The 20,129-nt window shown below is 60.0% G+C and carries 20 protein-coding genes; 3 read left to right on the top strand and 17 right to left on the bottom strand.

Features of this window, described 5'->3' with window-relative positions:
* Positions 1–194 precede the first annotated feature (194 nt).
* The 4 genes from HZZ13_RS00745 to HZZ13_RS00730 all read right to left on the bottom strand — a co-directional run bounded on the left by HZZ13_RS00745 (position 195) and on the right by HZZ13_RS00730 (position 5,261).
* A complete protein-coding gene (locus HZZ13_RS00745; RefSeq protein WP_197957781.1) occupies positions 195–1,154 on the bottom strand; it encodes an alpha/beta fold hydrolase in 960 nt (319 codons plus the stop codon).
* Positions 1,155–1,288: 134 nt separating this feature from the next.
* Positions 1,289–1,780, bottom strand: a complete 492-nt coding sequence (locus HZZ13_RS00740; RefSeq protein WP_027577596.1) for a phasin family protein — start codon at positions 1,778–1,780, stop codon at positions 1,289–1,291.
* A gap of 572 nt (positions 1,781–2,352) precedes the next feature.
* Complete coding sequence (locus HZZ13_RS00735; protein WP_197957780.1) at positions 2,353–3,789, bottom strand: IS1182 family transposase; 1,437 nt, start codon at positions 3,787–3,789, stop codon at positions 2,353–2,355.
* Between the two features lie 1,037 nt (positions 3,790–4,826).
* A complete protein-coding gene (locus tag HZZ13_RS00730) occupies positions 4,827–5,261 on the bottom strand; it encodes a protease pro-enzyme activation domain-containing protein (protein WP_197958077.1) in 435 nt (144 codons plus the stop codon).
* Positions 5,262–5,506: 245 nt separating this feature from the next.
* On the opposite strand from HZZ13_RS00730, the gene HZZ13_RS00725 reads away from it, so the two are divergent.
* Both HZZ13_RS00725 and HZZ13_RS00720 read left to right on the top strand, forming a co-directional pair.
* Positions 5,507–5,812: a hypothetical protein gene (locus tag HZZ13_RS00725; RefSeq protein ID WP_197957779.1), complete on the top strand. Its 306-nt coding sequence runs from the start codon at positions 5,507–5,509 to the stop codon at positions 5,810–5,812.
* Between the two features lie 138 nt (positions 5,813–5,950).
* The gene (locus HZZ13_RS00720; protein WP_197957778.1) at positions 5,951–6,304 is read left to right on the top strand and encodes a hypothetical protein; all 354 of its coding nucleotides are present in this window, start codon (positions 5,951–5,953) and stop codon (positions 6,302–6,304) included.
* Between the two features lie 344 nt (positions 6,305–6,648).
* On the opposite strand, the gene HZZ13_RS00715 is transcribed toward HZZ13_RS00720, so the two are convergent.
* From HZZ13_RS00715 to HZZ13_RS00690, 6 genes are all read right to left on the bottom strand, one after another.
* Positions 6,649–6,840 carry a hypothetical protein gene (locus HZZ13_RS00715; protein ID WP_311972573.1) on the bottom strand — a complete coding sequence of 64 codons (192 nt, stop codon included), beginning with the start codon at positions 6,838–6,840 and terminating at the stop codon, positions 6,649–6,651.
* Between the two features lie 187 nt (positions 6,841–7,027).
* Complete coding sequence (locus tag HZZ13_RS00710) at positions 7,028–7,765, bottom strand: hypothetical protein (RefSeq protein WP_197957776.1); 738 nt, start codon at positions 7,763–7,765, stop codon at positions 7,028–7,030.
* Between the two features lie 1,455 nt (positions 7,766–9,220).
* The gene (locus HZZ13_RS00705) at positions 9,221–9,415 is read right to left on the bottom strand and encodes a hypothetical protein (RefSeq protein WP_197958113.1); all 195 of its coding nucleotides are present in this window, start codon (positions 9,413–9,415) and stop codon (positions 9,221–9,223) included.
* A 136-nt stretch (positions 9,416–9,551) separates the two neighbouring features.
* Complete coding sequence (locus tag HZZ13_RS00700; RefSeq protein ID WP_197957775.1) at positions 9,552–12,635, bottom strand: EAL domain-containing protein; 3,084 nt, start codon at positions 12,633–12,635, stop codon at positions 9,552–9,554.
* A 333-nt stretch (positions 12,636–12,968) separates the two neighbouring features.
* Positions 12,969–13,976, bottom strand: coding sequence for a sensor histidine kinase (locus HZZ13_RS36555; RefSeq protein ID WP_246504229.1), 1,008 nt, complete (start codon positions 13,974–13,976; stop codon positions 12,969–12,971).
* Between the two features lie 226 nt (positions 13,977–14,202).
* The gene (locus tag HZZ13_RS00690; RefSeq protein WP_197957774.1) at positions 14,203–14,391 is read right to left on the bottom strand and encodes a hypothetical protein; all 189 of its coding nucleotides are present in this window, start codon (positions 14,389–14,391) and stop codon (positions 14,203–14,205) included.
* A gap of 404 nt (positions 14,392–14,795) precedes the next feature.
* On the opposite strand from HZZ13_RS00690, the gene HZZ13_RS36550 reads away from it, so the two are divergent.
* Positions 14,796–14,996, top strand: coding sequence for a hypothetical protein (locus HZZ13_RS36550; protein ID WP_246504228.1), 201 nt, complete (start codon positions 14,796–14,798; stop codon positions 14,994–14,996).
* Positions 14,997–15,046: 50 nt separating this feature from the next.
* On the opposite strand, the gene HZZ13_RS00685 is transcribed toward HZZ13_RS36550, so the two are convergent.
* The 7 genes from HZZ13_RS00685 to HZZ13_RS36540 all read right to left on the bottom strand — a co-directional run bounded on the left by HZZ13_RS00685 (position 15,047) and on the right by HZZ13_RS36540 (position 20,111).
* Positions 15,047–15,433, bottom strand: a complete 387-nt coding sequence (locus HZZ13_RS00685; protein WP_197958076.1) for a response regulator — start codon at positions 15,431–15,433, stop codon at positions 15,047–15,049.
* A 9-nt stretch (positions 15,434–15,442) separates the two neighbouring features.
* Positions 15,443–15,805, bottom strand: coding sequence for a PRC-barrel domain-containing protein (locus HZZ13_RS00680; RefSeq protein WP_197957773.1), 363 nt, complete (start codon positions 15,803–15,805; stop codon positions 15,443–15,445).
* 533 nt (positions 15,806–16,338) lie between these two features.
* Positions 16,339–16,554, bottom strand: a complete 216-nt coding sequence (locus tag HZZ13_RS36545) for a hypothetical protein (RefSeq protein WP_246504267.1) — start codon at positions 16,552–16,554, stop codon at positions 16,339–16,341.
* 1,894 nt (positions 16,555–18,448) lie between these two features.
* The gene (locus HZZ13_RS00675) at positions 18,449–18,625 is read right to left on the bottom strand and encodes a hypothetical protein (RefSeq protein WP_197957772.1); all 177 of its coding nucleotides are present in this window, start codon (positions 18,623–18,625) and stop codon (positions 18,449–18,451) included.
* Between the two features lie 276 nt (positions 18,626–18,901).
* Complete coding sequence (locus HZZ13_RS00670) at positions 18,902–19,216, bottom strand: PilZ domain-containing protein (protein WP_197957771.1); 315 nt, start codon at positions 19,214–19,216, stop codon at positions 18,902–18,904.
* Entirely contained in the window at positions 19,179–19,556 is a 378-nt protein-coding gene (locus HZZ13_RS00665; protein ID WP_197957770.1) for a hypothetical protein, read from the bottom strand. The genes HZZ13_RS00670 and HZZ13_RS00665 overlap by 38 nt, the downstream gene beginning before the upstream one ends.
* Positions 19,557–19,916: 360 nt before the next feature.
* The gene (locus HZZ13_RS36540; protein ID WP_311972588.1) at positions 19,917–20,111 is read right to left on the bottom strand and encodes a hypothetical protein; all 195 of its coding nucleotides are present in this window, start codon (positions 20,109–20,111) and stop codon (positions 19,917–19,919) included.
* Positions 20,112–20,129: the final 18 nt, after the last annotated feature.

Genomic DNA, 20,129 nt, shown 5'->3' with positions numbered 1-20,129 from the left:
GATCAGTTAGCGAAGCGCAACGTCGGGGGTGAAACGAACGGGCCAGTCAGGTTGTTAGGCCGTGTACCCATCAACCGAGCGGCGTGATGCAACGAACGCAATGTCCGCTTCGCCCCTATAGCGGCTGAGTTCGTGCTGCGGCGCAATATGTCGCGATGGGCCACTTCCGGACGCCCGCAATGCAACAAGAAAGCCTATGCGGTCCTCACCGGTGCGGTTGGCGCCAGCGCCGCCACGGCATCCGCTATTCCCGCCGCATCTGCATAGGTAACCATGTGACCGGCATCCTCGACCAGATGAAGCAGGGAGCTGGGCAACACCGCGTGGAGGCGGCGCGACTGGTCGGCCTCGATGAGCCGGTCAGCCTTTCCATGCACGATCCTAACTGGACACCGGATACCCCGATATTGAAGCCGCAGCTGCGCAGCAGCTGGAATAAGGAACGCACTCTCCTCGGCGGCCGCCCTCAACTGCTTGGGTCGGAGAGCCAACGAGATCGGAAATTCGTTCTTGAATTCCGGCGGGATGGCGCGCGGCGCGAACAAGGTGCGCATCAGCTTCGGCATAATGGCGCGCGATATGATCGGCGAGATAGTGTAGCGCATCAGATCGCCGAGCAGCGGCAGTGCCGGAGCTGACATGAGCCAAAAGTCAGTCCGAGCGGTTGGAAAATAGTAGCCGGACACAAGCACCAGCCCACTCACGGCATAGCCGCTTCGCAGCGCCAGCGCGATCGCCACCAGCGTTCCCCAGGAGTGGCCAAGCACCACGGGGTTGCGCACCCCAAGCTGATCAAGAGCCTGCGCGAACAAGGCAGCTTGCCTTGTGGCCGTCCAGATGCGTGTGCGCGGACGCTGGCTGTAGCCAAACCCTGGACGGTCGAAGCAAACGACGCGATAGTTCTGGGCTAGGCGGTCGACCAAACCGCTTAGGACGAGATCCTGAACCATGGTGCCATTCCCATGAAACAGGACCACGCAAGGCGCGGCGGCATCGCCCCGTTCGATATGGTGAAGGCGGACGCCGTCGCAATCGGTAAAGACGCCGATCGGGGGATTGTTTCGCTCCGCTGCCACCTGAAACGCGATGTTGGCGAGGATCAGAACGACAAGTCCGGCCAAAACGATCAGCAGCACGGTTTCAGTTGTGGACATGGTGTCAACCTATTCGCCGATGGCAGGCACTGATTCCACTCCCTCGTTGTGAGCCGCGCTCCCCAGCCGACAGCAACCAACCGTGATCGGCGCGTGCGTGATCCGAGTTTGCGTCCATCCTTTGCCGCCAGTTATCATCCCGGCAGAGCCGTGAGCTCTCGGGGCGGATTGATGCGCCAGAACGGATATGCCGCCAGTTCTTTCGAATGCTGCCCGAACATATCGAACCGCCTGTTTGTAAACTCCGTAATGACGCCGAAAAATTCAGTTGGTGACCTGATCGACGCAAGTCTGAGGCCGAATTCAAAAGCTAATTGCGCGTTGGCCCCGGCAATCTCAAGAAGCTTCGCTTGATACGCCTGCATGTTTGCGGTCGCTAAAGCAAAGCCTTTCATTGGATCGCTACCCGTCATTCTCTGACTGAGGTCATCGGGTAAGGCATCCACCCGAGGCTCTTTAGGATCATCATGAAGCCCAAGAGGCGGCTCAATCGGGACTGCCGCAACAGAGCGAAGTAAATCCTCTTTCTGGCTTCGAACAATGGCCTGCTTGTTCCGTTGGGCCCGCGCGGCCAATTTAGGATTGCGGGCGCGCTTCAGCGCTGTCGCAGGTTTGCGTTTGCTCATCTGACGCTCCAAGAAAATAGGGGGCGACTTCATTTCTGAAGGTCAACAGGCATTGTGATGAGGCGTTCCAAACCCGTGGATTGTTGGAGCTCCGCATAAACCGAGATCAATCGCGCGTCCTGCGATGTCGAGATGATTTTAGGTAGCAACTCCAACCAACAAACGTCTAGCTAGCGATCTTCCAGATCTATGCTCAACGGCGTCAGTTTGAGAACAATCAGCCCTCCGCGCGTTGAGTCTCCAAAGGACGTTTTATCGCCGACGTTCTCATCACGGACATCAAGCTGCCGGAGGCATCGACGGATGGTTGATCACCGAACGTTGCGGAGACTTGAACCGCGTCGGTTTTAAGCAGTAGCGTGCTGCCTGTGAATGACGGCTCAGGGTCAGTTTTCGACGGTTTCAATGGGATTGTCGGCGGGCTGATGTCCGCTTCTGCCCCAGGCTGTGTGAGAACCTCTTTTGGGGCAGATCGAAAGTCCGGCATCGGCTTCGCGGCTTGATTTGCGCAGCCCGATGAACAGCCAGAAGCTTCTGAACCCGAATGCCGCCGATCTGGCGACAAATATCCCTTACGTTCGCATCGCCTCCAACAGTGTTCGGCAACCCAGAATCGCTATGACACGCTTCATATTGTAGGCGAGCACATTGAGCGCCATCTCGGTCGCAACCTTGTGCTGTCTTCGCATCAGGAAGTGCGTCGCACCCATCCAGGCCTTTATGGTCCCGAACGGATGCTCCGCGGTCTGCCGGCGCAAGGTCATCTTGTTGGGGTCTTGGTCGAGCCGCTGCTGAACCTTCTCCAGCACAGCCTCGTGCTCCCAACGCGCGATGCGCCGTTCAGGACCAGTCGTGCACTGAGCTTTGAGCGCGCAGGTTTGGCAAGCGGTCGTCCAGTAACGGCGCAGCATCTTACCGTCCTCGTAGCCGGTGAAGTGGTACGTCAGCCGTTCACCGGCAGGGCAGCGATAGATGTCCTCAGCCGCGACATAGATGAAGTCCTGCTTGCCAAAACGGCCTGCGGCCTTTGCTCCTGAGGTCAGCGGTTTTGGCAATGTGACCGTGATGCCAGCCTCCTCGCAGGCACGAATCTCTTCACCATCGTAGTAGCCGCGGTCAGCAACGGCATCGATCGCCTCGACAACCATCTCGTCACGCGCCTGCCTGGCCATGTTCGTGAGCTGGTGTCGATCGCTGCCCACGTTGGTCACCTCATGGGCCACAATGAGATGATGCTGCGTATCAACTGCAATCTGCACATTGTAGCCGACAATGCCGGTGTCCTTGCCACTTGTCGCCATCGAGCGGGCGTCAGGATCGGAGAGCGAGATCTGCTTGTCCTCGCTCTTCATCATCTCCGCGTTGATCGCGTTGAGCCGAACGATCTCTTGCGTGAGCTTTTCGATCTTGCCTTTCAACCGCTCAACCTTCGCCTCCGGCACCGCATCGCCGTGGCGATCGGCGGTTTCAAGCTGTGAGAGGTAGCGGGCAATGCTCTCATCGATCCGCTCAAAACGCCTCTTCATCTTGGCTTCGGTGAAGTTCTTGTCCCGTGCATTGACAGCCTTGAACTTTGATCCATCAATCGCGACGCTCGCTGCACCGAACAGATCAAGCTTGCGGCATAGCGCGACGAACTCGCGACAGACCTCACGAATGGCCTTGCCATTGTCCCTTCGGAAGTCCGCAATGGTCTTGAAGTCCGGCGCCAGTTGCCCGGTCAACCAGATCATCTCGATGTTGCGCTGGCATTCCCGCTCCAGGCGCCGGCTCGACGGAATCCGATTAAGATAGCCGTAGACGTAGAGCTTGAGCATAGTGCTGGGGTGATAGCTGGGTCGGCCGGTCTCCAGTGGCTGGACACCCACGAACCCAAGCCTGTCGAGATCGAGACCGTCGACGAACACGTCGACTGCTCGCACCGGGTTATCCTCGCTCACATAATCGTCCAGCGATGCCGGAAACAGTGTGCTCTGGTCGCGATCCAAACCTTCGACAAAGCGCTTCATCAGATGCCCCGCAAAATCGCCAGGAATCTTAGCGCGCGAATCACTTCAGACAGAGCGTTTTCACACAGCCTGGGCCGTAAGCGTGCAACCGGCGCCTGCCTCGAAGCGTTGGGTGCTTGCGTCAACGCGGTGGCTAATGCCTCGACGTCCGGCGCACCCAGGTCGGTGACACGGTCATAACCGGTACTGGCTCTAAACTCGCCATTGCTGCCGACGGTGATGTCTCGGAAGCATCCGGTGCCATTGAGTGGATAGATGAGTGGGTTCAAATAAGGAAGCGCGCGTAATCCGCTTTTTGGCGCGCCTCATTGATGAGGGCACAGAAGCCAGCCCAAATCGGCGCGGACCAGCTTGTCCCGCCAATTCCGGTGGGCTGCCGGTGCAGGATCAGAAACGCCCCTTCATTGGGATCGGCAGCGGCTCTCACGCCAGGAACGGACCTTTTGCTCCCAGCGGCACGCCTTTGCCCGTCTGCCAAGCGGGGCGATCGAAGAAGACGCTGTCCCCGCCACCACTTCCCGCCCAGCCCTCCTCATGTGCAACAGCCCCGTCGGCTGGTGCTAGCCTCAAACTTGTCCCGCCGACCGCGACGACGGCCGTATCTGAGGCTGCATACTCCGCCTGAAGGGGGCCATTGGCGGTGTGCCCGCCGACGCTCGGATTGGATCCGGCGTCACCGCTCGACACGAAGATGTTTACGCCCATTGCCGCGAGCCTCAGGAATTTCTGATGCTGTGTCGCCACCTCACCATTTGGGCCTCGCATGAAGTGCCCCCTAGTCCGAGGCTGATCGACAATTGTCTCAGGCTTGGATCCGTGGATGCGTCAGCAATGATCCGGTCAAGCGCCCGGTCGAGGGCCACAAATTGAAGCGAACCGGTCGCGTAGATCTTAATCTTCGCCCCGGAGCGATCCTGCTGGTCCAGGAGACGTCCAGCGTCTCCTCCCTTTCGGGAGCTGGCAAATGGCCAGCGCCCACTTTGATCTTGCCGATCCTCGCCAGATCAACGGCAATGCCGTTCGCTTTCCAAAATTCGCTAATGATCGTTCGGAAACGTATCGATCAATATCGCAATTGTCTGGACCGCGCCGGTGACGCCCAATGCGCCCACGTTGTACGCATGGAGAACCTCGGCGACGAGATACGGCGGTGAATTGGCGATATTTGGCGAGGGCAACCCGTGTCGATCTAGAGTGACGCGATTGCCGTGAACAAGCTTGCGGGCCATGTGCTTGTAAGCGTGACGGAATGGCTGCAAGCCAATGATGGCATAGACTGGCGCGCCGACCGATATGGGAAGGTTGGGCGCATTCTGCGCGGCGGTGTAGGTGATTCCTTGTTTTGTAACCTTCACCATGTGAACGCCGAGACTTTGTTCGATCTGACCGACCGTGGCCTTGGCATATATTCCGGTACCGCCGGGACTTTCGCCGACGACGGTGAAGCCTTGCTCGGTTAGCCAGGATTTCAGCGCATCGCCAGCGACCTGAGCGGCAGGTTGTTTGGCTACACGCTAACTTTATGAAAAATGAACAAAGCCAGGTTGCGGTATGCCAAAAGCCACGGGCAGTGAGCCACGTTTAACATGGATTAAAGGATTGCCGATTTTCCCCGGTCTGCCGTAGAATCCTCTTCGTGTGAGGATTTCGAGGGAATAGCTTCCGTTCAGCTCCAGATTTGTAAATTCATTTTAAGGATTCTGTGGGGGACATTGCGATGGCTAAGCCTTCCGTTTCCCGTGACGCCTTTCGTGGGTTGTTCGCCTTTTACGCGGCTAAGGCCCATCATGATCATAACGATGTCGCCGAAAGCCGGCTCCTCAATCTATTTGGATCGAGCGAACACATTCCCGACGGGCTGTTGGAATTGTGGTCATCACGGACTGAGCTGATTGGCCCTGAAGCCGTTGGCAATATAGTGTCACCGCTCGCTCATCAGATACTGGACGGCGGCGCACAATATAACCACGCCAGCGACTTCCTGCATCGACTGCTGCGAGAGCTAGACCGAGACGTCCATTAGCTCCGAATGCGTCGCTAAGCGACTGTCGAGCGGACCCGTCGGGCTGCCTTCGCTGCGCCTTGCGGGACTTGTATATTCGTACAGCAGGACGAACTTCTATCGCCTCCAAGGCGCGGCATTCTTTCAAGCGAGCTTGTCATGCAGCCTCTCTTGATCATCCCGCTGTCGATTGTTCTCGTCGCTGATCCTCAACCGACCAACATTTCAGCGTGGCAAGCCGCCATCCCGCTGTTCGCAGCTATAGTAACTGCCCTTTTCGGCTTCATTGGGGTGCTTGTTGGGCTCAGATGGAATGCCAAGCAAGCAGAGAAGACGGAGCAGCGCTTGCGTAGAAACAAGCGTGAAGTGTTGCGCATATCTCTTTGGGCGGAGCTGAGCAGTTTGGCTCACGTCATAGAAGAAGAGAGATTAGCTACATTGAAAAGAACACTTTCTCCTGGATTCCGTTGGTTGAGAGCTTCAAGATCTACATCGAAAATATCGAGAACCTAGGCCTGCTCACGCCTACCGAGGCCGAGAAGATTACAGTAGCTTACTATCGGTACCAAGAAAACGCCGGATACTTAGCTCGGATAGCAAAGGATCAGCCAGATAAGCCGGCCATCGGTAGGCACATCGAATTTGATTTCAGTAAACCTACTTACCCCAATATGAAAAACGACGTGCTGGACACACTTCGAGGTATCCTCGTATCTCTTACAGATGCCATAGGGGCAACTGAACACGAGTTGGAGGGTACTGACTGGTTTCGCGCTAACAAACAGACTCAGCAGCGCGAGGGCGTCCGATCAGCGAGTGTGGTATAGCCTGACCCGGCGGCGAGACAGGCCTTCTACTCAGGACAAGCGGTCGCTTCGATTTTCGTCGGACCTTGCGCCTTGAAACACCGCGACGAGCCGATCGCCTTCCCAAAGCTCGACGTCGTGCTCGCCACGCATTTGTTCGGCTCGACGTCTCGCAGCCTGCTCGTCGATGCAGTCGAGCTTTGCCGCGCAGATCACTTGCCGGCTGCTGTCCACCACGAACACTCTGTACCGCACGATGGCAGTCCCTCCTAAGGGGAACAGCCATCGTAGTCGAATGCTCGTTTAAGGCAGCGCCAAAGTAAGCGCAGGCGCGAGAAACGTTTGTACGTGTGGCAATTCGGCTATACCAGCGCCTGAACCTCTTCGATCCCGACGATGCGTAAGGTATCCCTGCCCAGTGCAGCGCGCCTCAGTAGCGTAATCTGACCGCGTGCCGAAGCGAGCGGCTCGAGCTCAAGATGGAGAGCATCCCAAGCATCATCAGCAGTACGCCGAGCCAAGTTGCCGTCCGGCTCGGCGTTTCGTTGCGAGCTCCTGCGGTGAGCACGAACGCGCCGATCGACGGAGTCGGAGGTTCGGACGAGGTCACCACATCGTTGGCCGGCGTGGCCGCGAGAAGTTGCTCAAGGTTGACTTGATCTTGGCTCGCTATGAAGGGCGTGGGCCGGTGACTGTGCTGCGTAACGAGGGCTGCCGACGGCCGGGCGGTGCTTGTACCGAGATCAGAGGCAGCATCAGCCACCTTGACTTCCGGATGAGGCAGCTGAGACGGCTCGGCCGGTGCGGAGCGCAGCAACTCCGCCCGCGCATCAATAACCGCGCTTTGCTGCGGCCGCACGCGCCCGTTCTCGACCAAACTTGCGGTGCTAGCTTTGGGCGCGCGACGAGCGGTCTTCTTCACCTTCGCAATACCCTCGCTCAGGAACCAGCATTTGCGGTGCCCATCCCTTCGATAGACCCAATGCTGCCCGTCGGGGGTCGAGTCGCCGGCGCGCCCCAAGCATTCCGCTTGCGGTGGAGAGGGTGCCGCAACTTGGGGCGCAGCCGTATTGAAGATGCCCGCAAGAGGATTGGAGGACGCCGGTGCCGTGGCAAAAGCTGCAACAAGAATCAGACTGACGAAGCACCATCGCAAATAACCGGACATCGAAAACTCCCGGTGTTGCGCCCGCCCAAGGCACGACCCTTCGCGGCGACATGGGCCGCCATGTGGCTCAAATCCGGCGGCCCGGCGGATTCATTGTGCTCCTGATGTGAGATCTGGGTCGAACGTGCCGCCCAGCTCGCGGTCGCAAAACACAGTCCGGCCGCCATTTGGTCGAGCTTCAGGGTGAGCGCCAGTTAGCACGCGTTTAGTTTCTTGCGCGATCCACTTCGCTCTTATTCGTGCTGACGGCACCGGCCGTTAAGAGTTGGTTTAGCTCCCGGCATAATCATTGGGGACCACAAGGGGCCCCAGCATGCAATTGCACCATGCCCATACCTTGGAAGGGATCGAGGCGGTGGCGGATCACGGCAATGGCAGGCTGACGACCTGGCCCGTCACTCTCGACCAATCGGATTTCTCGACCTCCAATCGCGATGAGATCATGGCGTTATTGGCGCAAAGCGGTCCTCCAAAGCGCACTATTTGGCTCGTCGGGGCCGCATTGGCTGGAGGTTTTGGATTGGGATGGGCTGGTGCTTGGTACGGCCCTGCGACCGTCTCGGCTTTAAACCCAATCGCTCAGAGAGAAACCGGCTCGCACCGCATGGCGGACGCAAAGTCAGGCGGTAAGGCTGAAAGCGTGCGAAGGACAGCGTCAGGCTCGCGAACATCGCCTGCTTTGGGCCAACCCTCTACAGTCGTCGCAATCGTTGCTCCGAAGCCTCTGGCCACAGCGTCGAGTGCGACACAATCGGCGGAAGCTTCGAACCCAGCTTCTTCGGTTGTCGAGGCCGACGTGTCTGCGACGGGCTCGCTGGCGCCTATGGGACCGCTCCTGTCAGCCCCCGAGACACGACCAACGACGATTGCAGGTTGGGCAGTGCTTGACGTTCGCGGCGGAACGGCGGTGCTTGAAGGGCCCGAGGGGATTCGAATGGCAGCACGGGGTGACGTGGTCCCCGGCGTCGGGCGGATCGATTCCATCGTGCGTTGGGGTAACCGTTGGATAGTTGCAACAGCTCGTGGATTGATCTCGACCCCCTAGGGCGTGAACGCTTGCGACGCAGTCCTTCGTGGTAGTTCGTCGTGCGAGTCCCGGCGCTCTAACCTGACAGCTGAGGGCACGAGATTCGGATAGTTCTGCAAACTCCGACCGGGGTGTATGTGTGTCTTTCTCGCATCTAAACCATTCCCTCCAGGCGCTCGTTCGTCGGGGAGGGGCGGAAGAGTTTGGCTAAGCCCCGTCTTTCCTCAATAGAGCCTGATCTCCCGGGCCGTGACCTCCGCTAAGGCTACGGCATCGGCCACGCCCCCTATGGCGCGTACTCTTATTTTCTTCTTTTCTTCGTCGATGTTCGGTTCGCACCCGGGCATCCCCAATCGGCCTCAGCTTCATCCCCCCTGGAGCTCGGGTCATTTTTCTTTCCACATGAGTCCGAATGAACTGGGGCGGCCTCAGTTCTTCGTCAGTGGCTTCTTTGGCTCCGCGGCGACCACCTCAACGTCAACCGGGGGTAACTCGCCCATGCGGTCCTTCAGGTCGGCCGCTCGCTGAATCAATCCCGATGCAACCTGCGGGTCCTTGGTTGTTTTTGCCATTCGCAGCAGCGTGGCTGCCGCCTTTCGGGCGAAGGAGGTGTAACGCGGCACGTCTCTTTATCCCATCAAGACCCCATTGATGAGTCAGAAACCCGGACTGCGTTCCGGTGCTTTGTACAAAAATGTACACAGGCGACAAAAAAGACCTCAGCTCCGGGGGTGGGGAGGGATGCCGAGCACTCGCCGTCTACGACACCGCCCGAAGCTGGAGCGTCTTGCTTTTCTTGAGGCCGGTCTGGCTTCGAGGCCGGCCGATCAAGTAGCCCTGCATCTCGTCGCATCCCTCCTGCAGGAGAAGCGACATCTGAGCGTCGGTCTCGATGCCCTCGGCCAGCACCGGCACGCCGAGCCCGTGGGCCAGGCCGATCACGGCCCGGACGATCGCCAGCGACCGCTCGCTCTGCCCGAGCCGGGCGACGAACGACCGATCGATCTTGATCCGGTCCAGAGGAAAAGCCTCGATGTACGATAAGGAGGAATAGCCCGTGCCGAAATCGTCGAGCGCAATCGATATGCCGAGTTGCTTGAGCGCCTGCATCGCCCGCTTGGCGCGCGAGATGTCCTCGATGAAGACCCCTTCAGTGATCTCAAGCTCCAGGCGGGACGGCGGCAGCCCGCTCTCCCGCAGTGCCTTGCAGACCTGCACATCGAGGTTGTCCCGGCGGAACTGCGCTGCCGAGACATTGACTGCGACCCGGAGAGGTTCGGCCCAGGAAGCCGCCTGCCGGCACGCTTCCATCAGCACCCAGTCGTCGATCTGCGCGATCGAGCCGCTCCGCTCCGCGACCGGAATGAATTCGGCGGGAGGGACGATCCCGCGGACAGGGTGGCGCCAGCGGACGAGCGCCTCGTATCCGCTGATGTGGCCGTCCCGGTGCCGCTGCGGCTGGTAATCAAGATGGAGCTCGCCGCGCTCCACCGCGAACCGCAGGTCGTGCTCGACGGCGCGCCGTTCGCGAAGCTGCTGGTCCATGGCGCTCGTGAACAGGCGGATCGCGCCTCGGCCCTCGTGCTTGGCTCGATAGAGGGCGGCATCGGCGTTCGCCAGCAGCGAGACGGCATCCTGCGCGTCCCGTGGAAACGCCGCCACGCCGATGCAGAGATCGACGTTCAGGGCGCGCCCCTCGACTTCGATCGGGCGTTCGAAGGCGGCCCGCATCCTCGTCGCCAGCAGTTCCGCGCTCGCCGGCAACGGCAGATGATCGGTGATGCCGATGAACTCGTCGCCCCCGATTCTCGCCACATAAGAACCTTGCGCGGCGTCTTGCAGACGTCGCGAGGCTTCCCGCAGCACGGCGTCGCCAACGGCGTGGCCGAACAGATCGTTGATCTCCTTGAAATGATCGAGATCAATGCAGAGCACCGCAAAGTCGCTGCCGGTGACCTGCGCCCGTTCGATCGCGGCGACCAGATGCCGGTCCAGCGCAGCCCTGTTGGGCAATTCGGTCAGGGCGTCATGGGACGCCAAATAACTGATCTTCTCCTGGGTCCGATTGCGGTCGGTGACGTCGAAGGCGACGCTGACGTGGGCGGCGCGCCCATCGTAGAGGAGCGGCCGGGACTCGATCGCGACCTGGATCACCTCGCCGCATGCGGTCCGGTGCAGCTCGAAGTCGCGCTCCGCCCAGTCGTCCGGCTCGCCGCAACAGAGCTGCGGCTCGGTCATGGCGAGCAGCTCGTCGCGCCGGTAGCCGTAATGCCGGCACATCGCGCCATTCACGGCAAGCACCTGCCGCGTCTTCGCGTCGGCCACCCACATCGGAAGTGGATTCTCTTCGAAGAGAAGGCGGAAGGACGCCTCGCGCCGCTTCAGGTCGGTAATGTCGATCCTGACGCCGATGCTGCCGCCGTCGACGGTCCGTCTCTCCTCGACGCGGATCCACCGGTCACCGGCCAGATGCTGTTCGTGAGAGTGCCGCGGCAATGCGTGACGAGCCATGCGCTCGGCGAGCCACTCCTCCTCGTATCCCACCGCCTCGGGGTACTGTCCTTGCGCGAGACCGACTCTGAGGATGCTTTCGAAAGGCGCACCGGCCGCAAGGGCCTCCTCGCTGGCGGCATAGAAATCGGCGTATTGCCGGTTCCAGAGAACCAGCCGATCATCCTTATCGAACACCGCAAGCCCTTCGGGGACGACGTCGAGCGCCTCGGTGAGGTGGGTGTGGGCAGCGCGTGCGGCGGCCTCGGCCCGCTCAGCCGCCGCCTTAGCCTCGGCAAGCGCCGCCTCGGTCCGGTAACGCTCGGTGATGTCCTCGTGGGTCGCGACCCAGCCATTGCCCTCCATGGGGCGATGCCGAATGCGGACGATGCGCCCGTTGACCAGCTCCACCGTGGTGTCCGATTGCCGGGCGATGATCGGAGCGCTGTTGCGCCAGACCAGGTACTCCTGCTTGGACATCTTCGGTGCGCTGCCGACCGAATAGCGCAGATCGACGATATCGTTCAGCCTCATGCCCGGCCGCACCATTTCCGGGTCGAGATCATAGATCTCCAGATACTGCCGATTGCAGACGATCAGGCGCTGATCCTCGTCGAAAAAGCAAAGTCCGTGGGACATATTGTTCAGCGCTGTGTCGAAACGCTCAGCAAAGGCCGTCGCGGTCTGCTCCGCGGCCCTCGCACGCACGCCTTCTTCGGCCAGTCTGGCTTGAGCTCGGACCATCTGAACGAACGACCGGAAGTTGGTGTTGATCATCCGGCCGAGCAGAACGAGCAGCAGCAGCAGATTGATCCCAAGCGAGATCATCATCCCGTCACCAGAGATCAGCAGCACCGTTGCGACCGGGGTGCCGGCGATCAGCATGGTCAGGCGCGACGCCGGCGGGAAGCTGCCGAGGCAATACGCAGAGCCCACGCAGCCCATGAAGACGAGCAGCGCCACCGGCGCACGGAGGTTCGGATCCACGACGCCGAACAGCGCCAGAATCCAGAGCACGAATCCGGCGTTGAGCAGGCTCGCGACGAGGCGGGTTCGGCCGAGTTGACGGAACGCCGCCTCAGGGGTGAACTCTTTGCCCTTCAAACGCAGCCACTGGATCAGTCGGAGGAGACAGACGGCTAGGAGTGCGGCGGGCAGGGCAAATCGCAGCCATGGCGACACCGTTGCCGGGAGCACGAGCCCAACGCTGATGCTGTCGACCAGCAGCACGGCGTAGAGAACCGGGATTTGCTTCCGCAGCACGCGGAATTGCTCGACGAGCAACGAACGACCGAGCGGGTCGGTGGTGCTGCCGATGGAGAAGGCACCGCGCATTCCCGAGAGTAAGCCCATGAGGAAGTCCCCTTGCCGATCAACAAGCTAGGGCCGAGTGTCGAACGGCACGTAAAGGCGCATGGTGTCTTTGAGCTTAACCGTGCTGCAAGTGCGAAGGCGCCGCGGCCGTACGGCCCCATGGTGCCCTGGAGGCCAGGCGCCCGACTGACCTGCCTCTAAGCGAATGGCCGGTCGACCGACCGCGATTCGGCCTGCTCGAGATCTGCTCTCAGCTTCGGGACCTCGCTGGAAGCATTAGCAATCTCCAAAGCAGACGCTGCTTGCCAACGGCGAGTTCCAATCGTCTTGGCGAGAGCTCGATTTCAAGCGAATCGCCTGTCGCCACCCGGATCAAGACTGGCGAGGATGTGCCCGCAGCACCACACGCAGACCGGGATCGAGCCGCTGGTACGATATCTCGCCCTCGAGTTGCTGGATCAGCAGCGAGATGATGCGTGAGCCCAATCCTTCCGGAGTGCCCGCGCTCGGCAGACCGACGCCGTTGTCGCTCACCGAAAGTTCCACACCCTTGCCGTTCGCGAGGGCTACGACAACATGACCGGCCCGGTTGTCGGGAAAGGCGTACTTGAGGCAGTTCGTGACGAGCTCGTTCGCGATCATCCCGATGGCCAAGGCCTGATGATGTGATAGAGCGATGTCGTCGCAGACGACCTTGAATGCGATCGGGCCGGATGGCGCCAAGGACTGGAACACCTTTTCGACCAGGTCTGTGAGAAAGTATCGCATGTCGACGACCCGCGAATCCTGCCTGGGCGAGAGATGGCTATAGACCTCCGCCATGACCTGCAGCCGCCGCGCCGTGGCCTCGAGCGCCGCAGCGACCTCGGGGCCTCCGTTCCTGGCCTCGAGCCTGATCATCGAGCCCAGAATGGCGAGGTTGTTCTTCGTCCGATGCGCCATCTCCTGCAGCAGCACGGTCTTGGTCTTGTCCGCCTGCATGACGCGCTTGAGCTCGACCCGCTGGAATTCGGCAACGACTGCCGTCCCGGCCGCCGTGATCGCGAACAGCGCGTTTGTCGCCAGATAGTTGACGCCGTATCCGCCAGCATAGCTGATGTAGGCCCCCACGCCGACGGCGATTACCGCCGCCAGGATTCCAGAGCCGCGGTCGAAGATCAGTCCGGACAGAAACACGCCGGGGAGCAACAGGAAGTAGCCGGGAGCACCGGTCTGAATCTGCAGTCCCATCTGCAGCACGGCGCACACCAGCATGATGCAGGCCGAGATGAGATGTCGTACGAACCATGGAAGCCGGTGCTGCAGCACCAGCAGAGACAGCCTGTTCATGGGAATCAAACTGCCCGCTGCGGATCCGCGTTCCTTTGGCACGTGCAGCATTTCTGGAGGCCAGCAAGGAAGGTTGGCGGAATGGCCGGGAACAAATACCCCACTCCTACACATCAGATCGAAATCGCAGGGAAGATTCCGCGGCGCCATCCAGCTCGACGATGTGGCTCTCCAGGCGCTGGCAGTCGCGGTCCCGTACTCCCGGACCGGAGATCCATTAAATTCGGCGATGCAAAGCTGATCCGGCAGTTCGGCAAGGTGCCGTACTGAACACGTTTTAACGGGCTCGGCTTCGGTTCATTCGTCGCTCGAGACCGGCGACGTCTTGCGGTTCAAGCAGCTTCAGCGCCGTCTCGATCTGGGCGAGCAGCGCCTGGATTTCCTCGCGCTCGTTCGGGCCCGGCTCGCTCTCCAGCCGCTCCAGCAGCGCCTGCTTCCGGGCGAGCAGCTTTGCGACCGTCGACATCGCGCCTCCCGACGTTTGCCATCTACGAACGAGGTGGTGCGCCCACGACGAACCTGCCAGTCCCGACGCTGTGGGGCCCGGGTCGGGCGAGCGGATTTTTTCTGGACCCTATTTCGCCGGCGGTCGCAGCGGGCCGTCCACCCACTGCCGGGCGGGGGGATCGTGTAGCGGATCGTCGTCGCAATCGGGGCAGACGTAGCGCTCCCCGCCTCTGGCAGCCTCGTCGCTGACAAGCTTCATCGGCCGTCCGCAGTGCGGGCACGGATAAGGTGGAGCATCGACATTTGACTTCCCCCGCGCCCATCAGCCTAGTGCCGTTTGCAAGGCGGGCACAAGCAATCTCTTGACGTGAGCCTCGCCGACGATCGAAGATCGGCGCTCGAGTGATGTTGTGGGGTGGCGTCATGGAAGAGTTCTATAGCGACTTCGCGCAGCGGGCGCGGGATTTGGCGGAGAAAGCTGACCCGTTCACCAGGCGGCGGCTTCTCGATCTGGCCCAAAGGTACGATCTCAAGAGCAAACCCGGATCCAGCCGCGGACGATCATCGCCGCCTCCGCGCGCAACCCCGCCGACGGTTCTCTTCTCTGGCTCCGGCGAATCCTGACACCGGGGACGCTTTCGGCCTGCGAAGCGCGGTTTCCAAACGATCCCCGATCAATCCGACGATGTTGCGCCACCGAGCAGCTGCGAGATGGCGGCGGCCAATTGCGCCGGCGCAAAGGGCTTCTGGATCAGGACACTGCCATTGACGCCCCGCGATTCCCAGTCCGGCGCGCTGGCGCTCGTCACGTAGAGCACGGGAAAATCAGGCGTGATTTCTCTGATCTGCCGCGCCAACTCCCATCCGCTGATGCCGTCACCCAGGTTGATGTCCGTGAGCAGCGCCCGACACCCCTCGCGGCCGTTGCGAAAGGTTGACATGGCAGCCTCGCCCGAATGGACCGAGCAGGCCTCGAAACCACCCTCGAGCAAGGCCTCCTCGATGAAGCTGCAGATCAGCGCTTCATCCTCCACGACCAGGACACTAACGGCATTGCCCACTTCCAAGCCTCAAGCCACCGGCACACCGTAGTAGGCGTTCACGGAGCGCGTGGTCGCGGGGTCGCTCCAATTCCACGTGCTCTCGTCGGCGTATTTCGGGGCGCTGCGGAGCTGGTCCTGGGTGATGCCGGTGACGTAGCCGCCGAGGTTGGTGTCGTATTTCAGCGCCTGCCAGGGCAGCGGGTAGTGATCGTCGCCAATGCCGAGCAGACCGCCGAAGCTGAGCACCGCATACGACACCTTGCCGCTGACCTTGTCGATCATGACGCGTTCGATGTAGCCGACCTTTTCGCCGTCGGCCCCGTACACGTTCGTGCCCTCGACCTTGTCGCTTCCGATGAGACTGAACGTCTCGCGATCTTCCATGGTCATGTTGACCTCCCGGGTGTTGTCTTCCGGAGTCAACCGCACGACGGTCTCACTGTTCCTGGCCGAAGCCCTTGGCGGCGGCCAACCGGACCGACGAGACTGCCGGGAGGCCTGCTCTAGAAGGCGCCATGGCTCGACGTCCTGCGCGTTGCGGATTGCGGACGGGGCCAGCCTCACTCTTGCGGATCGTGTAGTTCGGCGCTCGATGGAAGGCCGGAGGAACGATACTCGGCGCACCCATCACGATCACCTGCCGTTAAACTACGGCGCCTGTCGCGGATAGCCAAAGGTCTCACGACTCGGATGGCCAAAGACGGCAGTCTCTCTAGGAATCCGAGCCTTCTCGGCGCAATCCCGACGACCGGAGCTTTTGCTCTCCGGATCAAGCGTTCCCTCCTCAAGCGCTAGGCTGTGCTCCGTCAATTTTTCGTCTCAAGCCGCAGGCCGCTGACCTTGGCGCTGCGATCCCGAGACCTGGAGCTGCGCCGGACAGAAAAGTACAATAAATCAGCAACTGATGGGATTGTTGTCACAGTTTAATCGGTATAAGCGCGTGGTCGCCCGGTTTCGGCAGCCTCGTTTGACGCCAAGCAACGTCGCGCCCGTTCGATCTGTGCGTCGGTAGCCCCGTGATTACGAGCGTACATCTCAGCCATTGGTGCCGAATACTTCGCGACGTAGTATCTGACCTCGCTGCAAGAGATGCGTGTTGTGGGCCTGTGGTGACGCGAAGTGAAGGCGTCGGACCCCAGCGGCACCAGCAGCAAGATAGCAATGGCCCCGCCCGCACAATCATTCCCCGCTCCCCCTACAGTCTGCGTGCTTCGTGCTTCGTGCTTCGTACAGAGAGCAGGTCTGAGTCGCGCGCACGACGCAAATTGCGAATCGCGCGCTGGTGAAAGTGCCGGGAAACTGTTGCTCCAATGTTTCGGATTGCACGGGCAATGCGTGCAGATGCGGGTGTCGTAAAGCGACCGGATGCGTCTTCGCATAGACGCCGAAGCAATTGTCGCATTGAACGGTAGTTACGGCTGCTGAAGAACTCTCCTTTTCCGGGCAGCCTTCGAGATGCGCCGACCCCTGCCGATCCGTCTCGCGTTAGCGGCGCGCAGGCGACGCCGGAGCGTCTGCAGTTCCCCAAATAGAGCGATGAGCCCCTCGACCCGTTCGCGCAGAATAGCCGAATAGTTGTAAACCTGACCTCGATTACTCATTACTGCCTCGAACAATCATTATTGAAAACGACATGCAGGCGATAACAGGAAAAGTATGCAATCGGAGGTAGGAACATACAACCCCCAAAAGACGATAGCGTGAACGTCGAAGGGGTCTGGCAAACACGACAAGGGTGCTCGTTGCACGTTCCTTTCGGTTTGTCTTTCGGGTCGGCTTTCGTTCGAAAGTCCGGGTCACTTAGGTAACGCCGCGGGTCTTATGCGCAGCACAACGCACCCGCGGCCGGTATCGACGCGTGAGGAGCCTACTTTCCCACCGCTGGGTGGGCCCGTGGGCGGTCCAGAGGCGGCCGAGGCTTGGCCAAACCGGTGGTGCCGGAGGCAGTCTCGCCATTAGCCATGATGGTCCCAACCCGCTCAAACGTCGTGACGAATGCCGCGAAGGCTGCGACTGTCACTGCAATCGCGAACAACAGGATCGCGGTGCGGTGGGGATTCCGCTCAGTACTCATGAGCAACTCCACTCAGACGCCGTGGCAGCTGAGCAGCCGCGCAACTAAGCTCCGCATGGCGGCGCATCAGCTTTCGCTCGAGAGCGTCGGGAAGCGCGCTTTCAGATATCAACGCGAGCTTGCGGAACGCGGTGTTTATGCAGGTTCAAAAACAATCTGTCGGTCAAACCGGGGCGCTGGTTCAGATCTGTCTCTGCTCTTTATGTTCGGGGATCGAATACGTTGGTCTTGTGGGCAGCGCTTATTAGAGCGCTGCCCAAGCTTACATGCCGGGGCTGCCAGTCTGCCTTATGCGACTTGGTTACCATTCGGGATCATCGAAGCTGCCATACTCCCGCACGATGTACTCCCGCGTGAAGCGCTCGACCGGACGCCAGTGCTCGCGAATGACGATTGTTGGAGTGGGGGGCCGCCAATGGTCAGGATGGATGACTATTGTCGGAGACGGCGCGTAGAGATAGGGAGCGTGAACACGCCAGCAAACGTCTCCGCTACACGCAATGGCAGCCGAGGCGCCCGTAGTGGAGAGCGCGAGAAGACCAGCAGCGACGCTGCCACCTAAAACTGCGCTCCTGCTCAATGACCGATTTAGCTGGTTCATGTTTTCCTCCTCCTGGCGTTTCTTCTTTGCTGCGTCGAAACAAACCCCAGCAGAAACTCTCTAGTTTCAAGCTTCGAACATTAAAACTCACCTGACCTGAAGGCTAGCGGATCAAGCTGTCCAGCCGTCTGGGATGGTTCACGGCTCCATCTGTCCCGCTTCGCGGTAGCGCAATGAACGGCGCCGACAGCATTCAGTCGGCTTCGGCGTAGGGACGATCAGCGTAAGCTTGCTTGCGGTTGTCGAAGCGCTAGGATGCATCCGCAATCGCAATACTGACGGCTCATTCTGAGAGACACCGCCAAACCCTGCGATCGAGGCCGCGCTGTTGGCTGATTTCGAATGCGCGGCGGCGAGGCTACTTTGGCGGTTGCTTGCTGGTCAGCTCGCGAGCAGCCAAATTAACCTCTAGCTCATTGAGCTGCTCGACTAGCTGCTCGACGATCGCTTCATAGTCAGAGGGGGTCAATGAATGCACGCCGCGCGATGCCAGTTCGTCCTGAAGGATCGTCGCCATTAGGGCCTTAACGCTCATGGGCCATTGTCCAAAAGTGAGCTGGTCACAACCGGGTCGCGAGTAGACGCTAAACATCTTGCACGCGCACTCCGTAAAGTTACGGAGGTGCGCCGCGAGGGGCGCTACTTCTTCAGCAGCACTCCGATCGTCCGCGCAATCCGTCTCACCGAACCAGCGTGGCGGCCCAGTTCGGCGGCGATTTTCGATGCGCCAACTCCTTGGCGAGCGAGCCTGGCTAAGCGCCGAACCTCCTGCTTTGGCTTTTGGTGTTTTCATGCTGGGCGTGCGACAACGTCATTGTGAGCTGACGAGACGTTTCCCTGCATTCGTCTTGGCCTTTGTCTTTGCGGTGACGAATTGAACTCCGACGTGAGACCCATCCACCCAGATCAGCTCGCAACGTCGAAATGCCAAGCCAGTGGAGGACAGCACCAGAAAGAATTCCTGTGCTTTTAGCGGGTCTGTTGAGCCCTCGACTTCAAGCTTAGCCCCGGTCACAGAGGCGTCGATGAGGATGCAGCTTCGTCGCCACGTTCCATCGACACCCATGATGCTTACGATGTGCTTGTGTTCAAACCGAACACGGTGCGCCTTTCGGTTGTTCTCCATGAGCCGCAATCCTCAACTTCAAATCATTCTCTCCAAATAAATGCGTCGTATCCCTTCTCGCCTCAGCAATACGCACATCAATCATCGCCGCCTCGGCGAGCAAACTCGTTATGGTCGCTTCATCCAGTTTGGTCTGCTGGATGAGCAGCCGGATGCAGCTATTCGCGAGTTCGAGAATGAAGATTACCTGACGGACGTCATCCGCTGTTTGGATGTCGAGAGCTTGAACTTGCGACAGCAGAGTAGCGACGTTCGCCAGAACCTCAGGCAGTGTCTGGCGCGAGTGGCTTGTCTTAGACTTCGCGTGGCGCGGCTGGCGAAATTCAAGCACCGACGACATCGTCGCAGATCTCTATTTGGTTCGGCGGCGGTGCCGAAAGTGATCAAAAGGAACGATGAAAAATTCAGCTATACGCAAGTACGAGAACAGGCCGATTCGGACTAATCCAACAAGCATGGCCACTCCGACCATACAAGCAAGAACTTACGCCAAAGCGGTTGACAAACAGTTATAGGGTCGCGAGCAGGAGGCATCGTGGTATGCGGGTTGCGTCCTGAGCACTATCGAAATTCGGCAAAGCAGAGGCGCCGGCTGCATGTTAGCAAGTAGCGGACGACGCCCGGAAAGCGAGAGCAAAGCGGCCGGCTGGGTGGTGGTTTTCGAGATGCAAAAACCACCCGTCCGAAGCACCGAACCAAATCACCTCTTCTTCGTGACCGGCAAGCTCCGAACGTAATATCCTTGTCGCTGAACCGTTGACCTAATCTCGTCGCTTACTTTGAGAATTCGCTTTCTGCTCTTACGCCACTTATTTGCAGAACAAGCCCCAGGTATCGCGGAGCCTGTGCTTAGAACGAGAAAGTCACGTTTGCCATTGCGATAGACATCAAACACTTTTCGCCCCCGTTTATC

Origin of the sequence: Bradyrhizobium agreste (assembly GCF_016031625.1) — a bacterium.
Classification (GTDB): Bacteria; Pseudomonadota; Alphaproteobacteria; order Rhizobiales; family Xanthobacteraceae; genus Bradyrhizobium; species Bradyrhizobium agreste.
Note: the sequence above shows the minus strand (reverse complement) of the source record. Positions and strands in the feature narration are given on the sequence as shown.